Annotated in this window: 10 protein-coding genes; 2 read left to right on the forward strand and 8 right to left on the reverse strand. The window is 63.6% G+C overall.

The window, feature by feature from the left end:
* Nucleotides 1-236 precede the first annotated feature (236 nt).
* Nucleotides 237-1,517, forward strand: coding sequence for an aspartate carbamoyltransferase (locus EDF71_RS06880; RefSeq protein ID WP_133855846.1), 1,281 nt, complete (start codon nucleotides 237-239; stop codon nucleotides 1,515-1,517).
* A gap of 226 nt (nucleotides 1,518-1,743) precedes the next feature.
* Here the strand turns inward: EDF71_RS06880 and ubiA are convergent, their stop codons facing one another.
* From ubiA to EDF71_RS06905, 5 genes are all read right to left on the reverse strand, one after another.
* Complete coding sequence (ubiA, locus tag EDF71_RS06885; protein WP_133855847.1) at nucleotides 1,744-2,628, reverse strand: 4-hydroxybenzoate octaprenyltransferase; 885 nt, start codon at nucleotides 2,626-2,628, stop codon at nucleotides 1,744-1,746.
* 46 nt (nucleotides 2,629-2,674) lie between these two features.
* Nucleotides 2,675-3,475: a phosphatase PAP2 family protein gene (locus tag EDF71_RS06890; protein ID WP_166656475.1), complete on the reverse strand. Its 801-nt coding sequence runs from the start codon at nucleotides 3,473-3,475 to the stop codon at nucleotides 2,675-2,677.
* A gap of 193 nt (nucleotides 3,476-3,668) precedes the next feature.
* Nucleotides 3,669-4,637 carry a LysR substrate-binding domain-containing protein gene (locus EDF71_RS06895; RefSeq protein ID WP_021028298.1) on the reverse strand — a complete coding sequence of 323 codons (969 nt, stop codon included), beginning with the start codon at nucleotides 4,635-4,637 and terminating at the stop codon, nucleotides 3,669-3,671.
* A 502-nt stretch (nucleotides 4,638-5,139) separates the two neighbouring features.
* Nucleotides 5,140-7,371, reverse strand: coding sequence for an ATP-dependent DNA helicase RecG (gene recG, locus EDF71_RS06900; protein WP_133855849.1), 2,232 nt, complete (start codon nucleotides 7,369-7,371; stop codon nucleotides 5,140-5,142).
* 87 nt (nucleotides 7,372-7,458) lie between these two features.
* Nucleotides 7,459-9,015 (reverse strand): glycine betaine ABC transporter substrate-binding protein, encoded by a 1,557-nt coding sequence (locus tag EDF71_RS06905; RefSeq protein WP_133855850.1) that lies wholly within the window; start codon nucleotides 9,013-9,015, stop codon nucleotides 7,459-7,461.
* A gap of 158 nt (nucleotides 9,016-9,173) precedes the next feature.
* Between EDF71_RS06905 and queA the strand changes: the two genes are divergently transcribed.
* Entirely contained in the window at nucleotides 9,174-10,328 is a 1,155-nt protein-coding gene (gene queA, locus EDF71_RS06910) for a tRNA preQ1(34) S-adenosylmethionine ribosyltransferase-isomerase QueA (RefSeq protein WP_133855851.1), read from the forward strand.
* A gap of 13 nt (nucleotides 10,329-10,341) precedes the next feature.
* Here the strand turns inward: queA and EDF71_RS06915 are convergent, their stop codons facing one another.
* The 3 genes from EDF71_RS06915 to EDF71_RS06925 form a co-directional block, all read right to left on the reverse strand.
* Nucleotides 10,342-10,689 carry an FHA domain-containing protein gene (locus EDF71_RS06915; protein WP_166656476.1) on the reverse strand — a complete coding sequence of 116 codons (348 nt, stop codon included), beginning with the start codon at nucleotides 10,687-10,689 and terminating at the stop codon, nucleotides 10,342-10,344.
* 71 nt (nucleotides 10,690-10,760) lie between these two features.
* Nucleotides 10,761-11,516, reverse strand: coding sequence for an ATP-binding cassette domain-containing protein (locus EDF71_RS06920; protein WP_133855853.1), 756 nt, complete (start codon nucleotides 11,514-11,516; stop codon nucleotides 10,761-10,763).
* A gap of 15 nt (nucleotides 11,517-11,531) precedes the next feature.
* On the reverse strand, nucleotides 11,532-12,533 hold the full coding sequence (locus EDF71_RS06925; RefSeq protein ID WP_133855854.1) for an iron chelate uptake ABC transporter family permease subunit: 1,002 nt from the start codon (nucleotides 12,531-12,533) through the stop codon (nucleotides 11,532-11,534).
* Nucleotide 12,534 lies beyond the last annotated feature (1 nt).

A 12,534-nucleotide genomic window follows, 5' to 3' on the forward strand; every position in this document is an offset into this window, starting at 1 on the left:
CACTGCGCGGCTGGGCGCCCCCCTAGCATCCCATCCCGCAAAGACACTGTCGCGGTCCGAGGAGAACAGATTCTCAAACTCCTGCAGCGCCAGTCTCCAGCCAAATACAGGTGCGCCCCACCTGCGCCAGCAACTTTGCACAAATGCAGCAACGCATTGCGTATATTTCACACAAAAGTCAAACGCAAAGCGTATAATTCAGCCGCATTTATTCCTCTGCAATCGGAGCACGGCCCATGGACAGCCAACAGGATTTTCTTCGCGACGCAATGCGCCGTTTGAACTTGACGCGCGACGCCTTTGCCGAGCGCCTGGGCGTGCGCCGCCGCACCCTGGACACCTGGCTGCTGCCGGAGGCCTCGGGCGAAGCCCGCGCCATGCCCGATATGGCGCAGAAGTTTGTCTCCGAAATCCTGTACCGCGAAGCCGCCGGTCACGATGCCCAGAAGCACCATCGCCCGCTGGCCGAGCGCATGTCGGCCGATGGCCGCCCGCAGCTGCTGTCGGTGGCCCAGCTGGAGCGCGAAAGCCTCGAGGAGCTGTTCCGCATTGCCGATGTGATGCAGCCCATTGCGCGCCGCCACAAGGTTTGTCGTGTGCTCGAAGGCGCCGTCATGGGCAGCCTGTTCTTTGAGGCCAGCACCCGCACCCGCGTGAGCTTTGGCGCCGCCTTCAGCCGCCTGGGCGGCTCGGTCTGCGACACCACCGGCTTCACCTTCTCGTCGATGGCCAAGGGCGAATCGATCTATGACACCAGCCGCGTGATGGCGGGCTATGTCGATGCGCTGGTCATCCGCCACCCCGAGCAAGGCTCGGTGGCCGAGTTTGCACGCGCCACCAACATCCCCGTTATCAACGCGGGCGACGGCCCGGGCGAGCACCCCAGCCAGGCGATCCTGGACATGTACACGATCCAGCGCGAGTTCTCGCGCCTGGGCAAGCTGATGGATGGCGCGCACATCGCCATGGTGGGCGACTTGAAGTACGGCCGCACGGTGCACTCGCTGATCCGCCTGCTGTCGCTCTACAAGGGCATGAAGTTCACCCTGATTTCGCCCAGCTCGCTGGAGATGCCCGCCTACCTGATCGAGCTGGCCTCGACCAATGGCCATGTGGTGGAGGTCTCCACCTCGCTGCAGGACCTCAAGGGCGCCGATGTGGTCTATGCCACGCGTATCCAGAAAGAGCGCTTTGCCGGTGAGAACATCGAGGGCTACACCCCCGAGTTCCAGGTGCAGAAATCGCTGGTCGATGCCGTCTGCAAACCGGACACCATCATCATGCACCCGCTGCCGCGCGATGCCCGCGCCGGCGCCAATGACCTGTCCACCGACCTGAACCTGGACCCGCGCCTGGCCATCTTCCGCCAGACCGACAATGGCATCCCTGTGCGCATGGCTTTGTTTGCGGTTTTGATGGGCGTTGAGAACCAGATTGCCCGTAATTTGCGAGATGTCACCTGGCGTTCTCCGGCTTTTGTAGGCCCGGATGATGCAGTGTTTGACACTTTGGATTAAACTCTGGCTTACACAACACCATGATTTGAGACATTTTTTCGAAGTATCCACGCAATTCTTCGAAGAAATTAACGTTTTTTTCCTGCGACTCCAGTGTTAGCGGCCATCTAGCGATGGCCGCTTTTTTGTCTGCGTTTCATGCATTTGTCACGCGCGCAGCACCGCCAGATGGGCATGAAAAAAGGACTTGCGGGCAAGTCCTTCAGAGGGTGCTTAGAACAGGTGCTTAGAGCGCAAACGCAAGCGCCACACCGGCAAACAGGCTCACGCCAATCCAATGGCTTTTGCTGAAGGCGGTAAAGCAGCCTTCGCGCGTGCGCTGGCGGATCAGGCTGTAGTGCCACAGCATCTGCGCAGCAGCCACGGCCACGCCCAGCCACCAGGGCCAGGCCAGCTGCAGGGGTGCCAGTGCCAGCACCGTCAGGCCCAGGCAGACCACGAAAAAGGCCATGATGGCCGCCACATCAAAGCGCCCCAAGGTGATGGCCGAGGTCTTCATGCCGATCTTCAGATCGTCATCGCGGTCCACCATCGCGTACTCGGTGTCATAGGCCAGCACCATGCACATATTGGCCAGCCACAGCAGCCAGGCCATCAGCGGCACCTGTCCCTGCACGGCGGCAAACGCAATCAGCACCCCAAAGTTGAAGGCAATGCCCAAGAACGCCTGGGGCATCGCGAAAAAGCGCTTGGTGAACGGGTAGAGGATGGTGAACAGCACCGCAGGCACCGACCAGGCCACCGCTTCCCAGCGCGTGGTCAGCACCAGCGCCAGCGACAGCAAGGTCAGAACAACGCCGACCATCGCCGCCTCGAACACCGAAATCTTGCCCGTGGTGATGGGGCGCTGGGCCGTGCGTTTGACATGGCGGTCGAACTTGCGGTCGGCAATGTCATTGATGCAGCAGCCGGCGCTGCGCATCAGAAAAGTGCCCGCCACAAACACCAGCACCAGGTGCCAGCCTGGAAAGCCCCCCGACGCCGCCCAGAGCGCCACCAGAGTGGGCCAGACCAGCACCAGCCAGCCCGCAGGCCGGTTGAAGCGGATCAGATCCAGGTACAGCGCAAAGCGCTCAGACAGCGAGATGGAGGGATGGGCAGCAGCAGACATAGGGGGCAAGCATAGCGTCAGAGCCCTACCCTGTGCCCTCTCTTTGTCAATTTTGGCGCCCGCCCCGCTCCAGCACCAGGGCCGCCAGCGCGCACCAGGCCAGGCCCAGCAAGGCGCCCGCCAGCACATCGCTGGCAAAGTGCGCCTGCAGCAGGATGCGGCTGAGCGCAATGGTGGCCACCAGCACACCACAGATCCAGGCCAGCATGCGGCTTGCGCCGGGCGAGAGCCGGCCGCGCAGCACCAGCCACAGCAGGCCATAGACCACCACGGCACCGGAGGTGTGGCCACTGGGGAAGCTGGCACCCGATGTCAGCATCTCATGCAGCACCTCGGGGCGGGCGCGGTCCAGCAGGTTTTTCAGCAAGCGCACGGCCAGGCCGTTGAGGCCGATAAAGAACACCCAGGCCCACAAGGCCTGCCACTGCGCACCCAGTGCCAACCAGCCCGCCACCAGCAGCACCAGGACCACCAGCCAGCGCACATCGCCAGCAGCGGTCAGCACATGCAATACCTCGCGCAACGGCGCCGAGACATGGTCTTGCGCCCATTGCTGGGCCGCTGCATCTGCGGCTATCAAGCGGGCATGGCCGCCATGCTCGGGGTAGACCACCACCCAGGCCAGCATCGCAAACACCAGCAGGCAGCCAGCCGCCACGCTCAGCGGCATCGCCACCGGCCGCTTGGCGGCATACAGCAGGGCCGTCTGCCTGCGCGGCAGCCAGCGCCAAACCAGCGCCCCCGCCAGCAACCAGGCAACCAGCAGCGCCGGCATCCAGGCATCCAGCATGGCCAAGACCTGAAAGACGAAGCTCGATCCCCCAGGCAGGTGGCTGCTCTGAGCCATCGCTTGCCCTGCACCGAAAAGCATCAGCGCAGCCAAGCACAGACCCTGGCGACACAGGCCTCGGCCTGCGGCCAACGACGACAGCCGCCGCAGCGGCAACAACACAGACAACACGTTCACAACACCCCAGAAAATACAAAACCCCATGCAGGCATGCCGTGCATGGGGTCCCAAAGAAACCGTGCAGCGCGCTTTAGGCTTGCAGCATGGTCACGCCTGGCAGGTTGCAGGCGAAGATAGCATTGCGCAGAGCGGCGATGGCTTCGTAGCGGGTGAAGCTGCGGCGCCACACCAGCACCACGCGGCGCTTGGGTGCTTCGTCGTTGATCTCGTCGGTCAGCGGAATGTAGCGGATATGGGTCTCGTCCGACTTGCGGCGGCGCACACCCTTTTCCAGCGCATCCTTGGGCACCGACAGGCGGGGCACCAGGGTGACGCCCATGCCGGCAGCCACCATGTGCTTGATGGTCTCGAGCGACGAGCCTTCAAAGGTGCGGCGAATGCCTTCGGTGTTGCTGGAGTAGCGGGCGAACTCGGGGCAGACTTCGAGCACATGGTCACGGAAGCAGTGGCCAGCGCCCAACAGCAGCATGGTTTCGTTCTTCAGCTCGCTGGCCGAGATGCTGTCGCGGGTCGCGAGCGGGTGCACGCTGGGCACGGCGGCAAAGAAGGGCTCGTCATACAGCGGGGCCATGGCCAGGCCGGTATCGGGGAAGGGCTCGGCCACGATGGCGCAGTCGATCTCACCGGTACGCAGCATTTCCAGCAGCTTGGCGGTCATGTTTTCGTTGATCATCAACGGCATCTGCGGCGTGCGCTCGATCGACTGGCGCACCAGCTCAGGCAGCAGATAAGGGCCGATGGTATAGATCACGCCCAGGGTCAGCACACCGGCCAGCGGGTCCTTGCCGCGCTTGGCAATTTCCTTGATGGCTGCGGCCTGGTCCAGCACGATTTGCGCCTGGCGCACGATCTGGTCACCGAGACTGGTGACCGACACTTCCGAGGCACTGCGTTCAAACAGCTTGACCTCGAGTTCTTCCTCCAGCTTCTTGATGGCGACAGACAAGGTAGGTTGCGACACGTAGCAGGCATCAGCGGCGCGGCCGAAATGCCTTTCACGGGCGACAGCAACAATATATTTGAGCTCTGTAAGTGTCATGTCAGTTTTTAGTGCGAATCGCGTATTGTGCATGGCCTGCGCACCGCCTGGCTATACCACCAAGGGGACAAAGTGCCACACTGTGTTTCATCAGAACCGCAAGCTATGAGTTGTACTCTATTCCAGAGCACCATGGGTGCCAATGCGCAACAAGAAAAATAGGATTAATCTATTATGCGTCAAATGCAAGCGCTTGCTCACGGGACACGTAGGTAAATATGGATGCTGGCATTTACACAATGCTACATAGTCATGCACCTTATTGCTTTGCTACCTCCCTGTTTCATAAGACATATTTGCGATAACCGATACCGCAATAAGTCATAAATCCAGTTACAGGATGCGTTCACCATCCTCTATTTAAGCAACACCATCATCATTTTGTGCAGCAGCCATAGCACGAATCAATCAAAATTTACCTAAATTTCGTCGTCTTTTTGCAACTTTTAAATCTTGTTTGCAATGCTGCCATGCAACGTCACTAGTAGCTATGTACTAATTTTCAAGCTTTGAGGTACTCCGCCTTGCCGCCCAGCCAGCGCAAAATATGGCTGGCAGCCAGATCCGGCCAGCGATCGAGCATATGCGGCGCCAGCTCACGTGCCCATTCCAGCAAATGCTTGTCGGCCTCCAGATCGGCAAAGCGCAGCAAGGGCGCTCCCGACTGGCGCGCACCCAGAAACTCGCCCGGCCCCCGGATTTCCAGATCGCGCCGGGCAATCTCAAAGCCATCCGAGGTTTCTGCCATCGCCCGCAGGCGCTCCTTGGCGGTTTCGCCCAGCTTGCCGTTGTCCCCCACGGCATAGAGCAGCACACAGGCCGATGCAGCAGCGCCCCGGCCCACGCGGCCGCGCAGCTGGTGCAGCTGGCTCAGGCCAAAGCGTTCGGCATGCTCAATCACCATCAGGCTGGCATTAGGCACATCCACCCCCACCTCGATCACCGTGGTGGAGACCAGCACGCCCATCAGGCCCTCGCTGAACAAGGCCATCACCGCCTTTTTCTCGGCCGTGGGCATGCGGGAATGCAGCAGACCGACCATGACGCCGGGCAGCGCCTCGCTCAGGTCGGTATGGGTGGCGGTGGCATTGGACAAGTCCAGCGCCTCACTCTCTTCAATGAGCGGGCAGACCCAGTACACCTGGCGCCCCTGGGCAATCTGGTCGGCGATGCGCGAGACCACCTCGTCGCGCCGGCTGTCGCTGATCAGCTTGGTGACCACCGGCGTGCGGCCCGGCGGCAGCTCGTCGATGGTCGAGACATCCAGGTCGGCGTAATAGCTCATCGCCAAGGTGCGCGGGATGGGCGTGGCACTCATCATCAGCATATGCGGCTCCATGCCTGTGGACAGCAGCTTTTGCCGCAGTGCCAGGCGCTGGGCCACGCCAAAGCGGTGCTGCTCGTCGATGACGGCCAGCCCCAGCTTCTTGAACTGCACCTGGTCCTGGATGACGGCATGCGTGCCCACCACCAGCGCGGCCTCGCCGCTCTCGACCAGGGCCAGCATCTCGGTGCGCTGCTTCTTCTTTTGCGCGCCAGCCAGCCAGGCGACCTTGAGGCCACGCGGCGCCAGCAGCGGCTCCAGCCAGCCCACCAGCTTGGCAAAATGCTGCTCGGCCAGGATTTCGGTAGGTGCCATCAGCGCGCACTGCCAGCCGGCATCGATGGCGATCACGGCAGACAGCGCCGCCACAATGGTCTTGCCCGAGCCCACATCGCCTTGCAGCAAGCGGTGCATCGGTATGTTGCGTCCCAGATCGCGGGCGATTTCCTCGCAGACCCGGCGCTGGGCCCCGGTCAGCGCAAACGGCAAGGCAGCCAGAAATTGCTCATGCAGGTTCAGGCTGCCATCGGCCATGCGCTGCGCCGCCAGCGCGGGCGCACGCAGGCTGTCGCGCTCGCGCTTGGCCGTCAGCTGCGACAGCTGCTGGGCCAGCAGCTCCTCGGCCTTCAGGCGCTGCCAGGCCGGATGGCTGTGGTCTTCCAGGGTGGCCAGCGCCACATCGGGTGTGGGGTGATGCAAAAACTGTAGCGCCTCGCGCAGGGTGTAGGCGCGGCCCAGGCCGCCCTCGCCCTGGTAACGGGCATAGGGCAGGTCTACACCGGGTGGCAGGGTTTCGCTCAGATCGGCGCGCTGCACACCGCTGATCACCGCGCGGCGCAGATAGGGCTGGGGCAGCCCGGCCGTGGTGGGGTAGACGGGGGTCAGCGACTGGGGCAGTTCGCCACCGGCCAGACGAAAGGCCGGGTGCAGCATCTGCCGGCCCCAGAAGCCGCCCTTGACCTCGCCCCGGATGCGCAAGGTATTGCCCACGGCCATGGTCTTTTGGTGCGAGGGGTAGAAACTGAAAAAGCGCAGCTCGCAGGGGTCGCCATTGGCATCTTCCACCCGCACCACCAGCTGGCGGCGGGGGCGCAGCTGTACATCGGCCGACACCACCGTCGCCTCGATCTGCGCGACCTCGCCATCGCGGGCATTGCGCAGCGCAATGATGCGGGTCTCGTCCTCGTAGCGCAGTGGCAGGTGCAGGGCCAGATCGATATCGCGCGTCAGCCCCAGCTTGGCCAGGGCCTGCTGGGCCGGGTTCTTGGCAGGGGTCTTCGCTGGGCTGTTGGCGGTATTGGCGGCGCTGGCGGCAGGCGTTGCTGCAGCTACCTTGCGCGGCCGGCCAGGCTTGCGCCCCTTGGCGGGCGTGGCATCTTCAGCGGAGTTGGCAGGCGTGGCAGCAGACATGGAGGCGGTTTCAGCAATGCTGCATTCTGGCATGCTTTGCCGCACGACTGGTTAAAAAGACAGTGCCTGCGCGGCCCAGCGTCACCATCAGCGCCGCAGGCGCCGGCGCCGCAGGTAGCGCTCCCAGAGCTCAAACACCAGCTCCGACAGCAAGGCCAGCGCGGCAGCGGGCAAGGCACCGGCCATCATCAGCGCGCTGTCGTTCAGCGCCAGGCCGGTCACAATGCGCTCGCCCAAGCCACCGGCGCCAATAAAGGCCGCAATCGTGGCCGTGCCAATGCCGATGGCGCAGGCGGTGCGGATACCCGCAACCACGGTGGGCATCGCAATCGGCAGCTCCACCCAGCGCATGCGCTGCTGCCGCGTCATGCCCAGCGCCGAGCCCGCGCTGCGCAGGCCGGGGGAGACCTCGGCCAGTCCGGCACAGGTATTGCTCAGAATCGGCAAAATGGAGTAAGCCGTCAGAGCCACCAGCGCCGGCAGCCGCCCGATCACGCCGAACCAGGCAATCAGCACCGCCAGAAGTGCGAGCGATGGAATCGTCTGCAACACGCCCGCCGCGCCCAGCGCCAACGCCCGCGAGCGCGCATGCGGAAACAGCATGATGCCGGCTGGCACCGCCATCAGCGCCGCCACACCGACGGACACCAGCACCAGCGCCAGATGCTGTGCCGTCAGCCGCCACAGATCGGGGGCGACCAGGCGCGCCCACAGCCGCGAGGCGAAGCTGGGCTGTGCGGCGGCCTTCTGGTCGCTTGCCGTCGATCCATTGGCTTGGGGCGCCTCACCCGCCAGAAACTGCTGGGCAATCTCGGCAAAGCCCTGGCCGTTCAGCTCGGCCTGGGCATTCATGCCGATCATCGCCTCTTCGCTGATCCGGCCCCGCAGCTTTTGCAGGGCCGCCCAGGCCACCGGCTTTTGCTCGGGCAGATCCTGGCGGTAGAGCAGCAGCGCGTCATAGCGCGGGAAATAGGCCTTGTCATCCTCCAGCACCAACAGGCCCAGGTGGTCGATCTTGGCATCGGTGGTGTAGATGTCCATCACATCGATGTGCTGCTGGGTGATGGCCTCATAGGCCAGGCCATGGTCCAGGCCCTGGGGCTTGGCCTGCAAGCTATAGCGCTGGGCCAGACCCGGCCAGCCATCGCCCCGGCCGATGAATTCGTTCGACAGGCCATAGCGCAGCTCGCTGTGGCGCGCCAGGTCGCTCAGGCTGCGGATACCCAGTTCCTCGGCCTGCTTGCGGCGCATCGCCAGCGCATAGCCATCGTTGAAGCCCAGGGGCACACCCACCGCCAGGCCCATAGGGGCCAGCACTTCGTTCAGCGATGCCAGGTCGCTGCCCTTGGCCTGCTTGGCAATCTCCAGCGCAATGGTGCCGCTGTATTCGGCATAGACATCGATCTGGCCGGAGCGCAAGGCCTCGTAGACGATGGCGGTATTGCCCAGGCCCTGGCGCACCTGCGTCTTGACACCAGCGGCCTGCGCCTGCTGGGCCATGATCTCGGCCAGCACATAGGATTCGGTGAAGCGCTTGGAGCCCACGCGCAGGGTTTCCTCCTGCGCGGCCCCGGCAGCAGGTGCCGCGAGGATGCCCAGAACCCAGACCAGCCATACGGTCAAGCAGCTGCGAAGACGTTGCATCGGGCCACTATAGCAACTGCGCCGCCCCGGCACGTAGGAGGCCACCACCAACCGCGCCAAGCCCGCGCAGCCTGCTGCGCCTCTGCCACAGTGGCACAATCGCCCCCTTGTTTTGATCCCTGTGAGCTGCAGGTGTGTTCCGCCTGCATGAGCCAACGATGACTGCCTTCTCCGGTGCCCGCCGCACATTTCACCTGAGCGATTTCGATTTCGAGCTGCCCGAAGCACTGATTGCCCAACACCCGGCTGCCGAGCGCAGCGGCTCCCGCCTGCTGGATGCACGCGAGCCCACCTTGGTGGACCGCCGTTTCCACGAGCTCCCCGATCTCCTGCAGGCCGGTGATCTGCTGGTCTTCAACGACACCCAGGTGATCAAGGCGCGCGTCTTTGGCGAAAAGTCCAGCGGCGGCAAGATCGAGCTGCTGATCGAACGCGTGCTGCAGGACAACGAAGTCGTGGCCCATATGAAGGTCAGCAAAAAGCCGGCCGTGGGCGGCGTGCTGCACATGATGGGCGGCAAGAAGGCCGGTGGCTTTGACGCCACCCTGCTGGGCCGCTGGCCCAACGAGATGGGCGCGCTGTTCCGCCTGCGCCTGACGGGCCCACAGGGCGAATCGCCCTGGGAGCTGATGCAGCAGCACGGCCACATCCCCCTGCCCCCCTATATTGAACGCGAACAGCAGACCGGCCAGGACCCCAACCAGGCCGAGGACGAGCAGCGCTACCAGACCGTGTTCGCCAAGAACCCCGGCGCCGTGGCGGCCCCCACCGCGGCACTGCACTTTGACGAAAAAGTGCTGGCTGCCTTGGAAGCCAAGGGCGTGGAGCGCGCCAGCGTGACCCTGCATGTGGGCGCGGGCACCTTCCAGCCGGTCAAGACCGAGAACCTCAAAGACCACCAGATGCACAGCGAGTGGTACAACATTCCCCTGCCCACCCTGGCGGCGCTGGAGCGTTGCCGCCTGCGCGGTGGCCGGGTCATTGCGGTGGGCACCACCACCGTGCGCACGCTGGAATCCTGGGCCCGCACCGGCCAGCTCTCGGACGACACCAATATCTTCATCACCCCCGGCTTCCCCTTCCGGGTGGTGGACATGCTGGTCACCAACTTCCACCTGCCCAAGAGCAGCCTGATGATGCTGGTCAGCGCCTTTGCCGGCTACGAGCACATCATGGGTCTGTACCAGCATGCCATTGCGCAGGAATACCGCTTCTTCAGCTATGGCGACTCGATGCTGCTGCAGCGCATGAAAGAGCCAGCGTCTGCCGATGCGGCCGATGCGGCCAGCGATCAGCCGCCTGCTGCATCGTAAAAACCAGGCCGGCTCAAGCCCGGCCAGCACCTAGCTCAGGCCCGGGCCGCCCTTGTGCGGCCGAGCCCTGCAGCACATACAGCTCAAAGTCGCCGATCTGCACGACATCGCCGGCGTAGAGAATCTTGCGCTTGACCGGCACGCCGTTCACCAAGGTGCCATTGGTGCTGCCATGGTCCTCGATGGTCAGCACGCCAGAGCGCTCACGCAGAAAAAACGCCCCATGGCTGCGGCTCACACTGGGGTGGTCCAGCACAAAGCTGCTGCCCGGGTCGCGGCCAATGGTCGAGAAGCCCTCTTCGACCTTCCAGGTGTGCAGGCTCAGTCGCTTCTTGTCCTTGACCAGAATATCTTTAGCCATGGCAGGTGCTTCCTGTGGTTGCGGTGGCATGGTGGCATGCGCCGGCACCAATCTACCAAACAAAAGCCCTATCAGAAATAGTCGCAGAAGCGCCGGCCGCCCACTTCATGCACCTGCACAGGGATTTCATACAGGTCGCTGAGCACCTCGTCGCGCACCACGACCTCGGGCGGCCCTTCGCAGTACAGCGCACCCGCCTTCATCGCGATGATGTGGTCGGCATAGCTGGCGGCAAAGTTGATGTCGTGCAGCACCACCACCACGGTCTTGCCTGCATCCTGCACCGCTTGGCGCAGCAGCTTCATCATGCCCACGGCATGGGCCATGTCCAGGTTGTTGAGCGGCTCGTCAAACAAGATGTAGCGCGTGTTCTGGCACAGCACCATGGCGATATAGGCACGCTGGCGCTGGCCGCCCGAGAGCTCGTCCAGAAAGCGCTCGCTGAGCGGCTGCAGCTTCAAGTAGTTCAGCGCCGCATCCACATGCACGCGGTCCTCTTCGGTCAGCCGGCCCTTGGAATGCGGAAAGCGGCCAAAGGCCACCAGGTCGCGTACCGTCAGGCGCAGCGCGCTTTGGTTGTCCTGGCGCAGGATGGCCATCACACGCGCCAGTGCATCGCTGGCCGTGGTGCTGATGTCCTGGCCCTCGATGCGCACGCTGCCGGAGGTCATCGGCATCAGCCGGCTGATCAGGGACAGCGCCGTGGATTTGCCCGCGCCATTGGGCCCGATGATGGCGGTCAGCTGCCCTTGGGGAATGCGCAGGCTCACGTCATGCAGCACCGTCGTGGTGCCATGGGTCTTGCGCAGCTTATCGGTTTCAATCATGGATGGTCACCGCGCTCAGCTCTTGGCCTTGCGCACTAAGAGATAGATAAAGGTCAGTCCGCCCAGGAACTCCACCACGATGGACAGCGAGGTGTTGAAGCCAAACAGGCGCTCCAGCACCATCTGGCCGCCCACCAGCAGCAAGCCACCCAGCAGCACCGAGCCGGCCAAGGTGTAGCGGTGCTGGTGGCTGTGCATCAGCTGGTAGGCCATATTGCTCACCAGCAGGCCAAAAAAGGTCACCGGCCCGACCAGCGCGGTCGAGATGGACACCAGAATGGCCACCACCACCAAGACGCCCATCACCGAACGCTGGTAGTTCACGCCCAGGTTAACGGCCACCTCGCGCCCCAGCGCCAGCACATCGAGCAGATGGCGCTGGCGCCAGACCCAGACACCCACCAGCGCAATCGCCGGCAGCGACAGCAGCAGCAGGGGCAGCGAGACGGTGTTGAAGTTCGCAAACAAGCGGTCCTGCAGCACGGTGAACTCATTGGGGTCCATCACGCGCCAGACAAAGTTGTTGAGACTGCGAAAAAAGATGCCCGCGACAATGCCCACCAGCAGCAACAGATGCAGGTTGCTGGCCTGGCCCCGGAACAGCCAGACAAACAGACTGGTCGACAGCAGCACCATCAGCCCCACATTCATGCCAAAGCGGGACAGCTCGGGGATCTGCATGGCCGCCACGCCCAACGTAAAAGCCAGCACCGACTGGATCAGTTGGAACAGCGCGTCAAAGCCCATCACCGCCGGCGTCAGGATGCGGTTGTTGGTCACCGTCTGGAACAGCACGGTGGAGACGCCGATGGCAAAGGCCACCGTCCACATCGTTGCCAGCTTCTTGCCGCGCAAGGGCAGCACAAAGCTCCACTCAGCCTGCACCTGGCTGGTCATGAAGTAGAGGCTGGCGAGCAGCGCCAGCGCCAGCAGCAGCCACAGGCGCCGCGCCGGCGTGCCCAGCCAAGACACGGGAGCGGGTGCCGCCACGGCAGCCGCAGTAGACGAGGTGTTCATC

This window comes from Comamonas sp. JUb58, from assembly GCF_004364775.1.
Classification (GTDB): Bacteria; Pseudomonadota; Gammaproteobacteria; order Burkholderiales; family Burkholderiaceae_C; genus Comamonas.

Excerpts from the sequence above, each read along its gene's own strand:
- ubiA (WP_133855847.1), bottom strand. The coding sequence starts at position 2,628 with ATGTCTGCTGCTGCCCATCCCTCCATCTCGCTGTCTGAGCGCTTTGCG.
- EDF71_RS06925 (WP_133855854.1), bottom strand. The coding sequence starts at position 12,533 with ATGAACACCTCGTCTACTGCGGCTGCCGTGGCGGCACCCGCTCCCGTG.
- queA (WP_133855851.1), top strand. The coding sequence starts at position 9,174 with ATGACTGCCTTCTCCGGTGCCCGCCGCACATTTCACCTGAGCGATTTC.
- EDF71_RS06890 (WP_166656475.1), bottom strand. The coding sequence starts at position 3,475 with ATGGCTCAGAGCAGCCACCTGCCTGGGGGATCGAGCTTCGTCTTTCAG.
- EDF71_RS06905 (WP_133855850.1), bottom strand. The coding sequence starts at position 9,015 with ATGCAACGTCTTCGCAGCTGCTTGACCGTATGGCTGGTCTGGGTTCTG.
- EDF71_RS06920 (WP_133855853.1), bottom strand. The coding sequence starts at position 11,516 with ATGATTGAAACCGATAAGCTGCGCAAGACCCATGGCACCACGACGGTG.
- EDF71_RS06895 (WP_021028298.1), bottom strand. The coding sequence starts at position 4,637 with ATGACACTTACAGAGCTCAAATATATTGTTGCTGTCGCCCGTGAAAGG.
- recG (WP_133855849.1), bottom strand. The coding sequence starts at position 7,371 with ATGTCTGCTGCCACGCCTGCCAACTCCGCTGAAGATGCCACGCCCGCC.
- EDF71_RS06915 (WP_166656476.1), bottom strand. The coding sequence starts at position 10,689 with ATGGCTAAAGATATTCTGGTCAAGGACAAGAAGCGACTGAGCCTGCAC.
- EDF71_RS06880 (WP_133855846.1), top strand. The coding sequence starts at position 237 with ATGGACAGCCAACAGGATTTTCTTCGCGACGCAATGCGCCGTTTGAAC.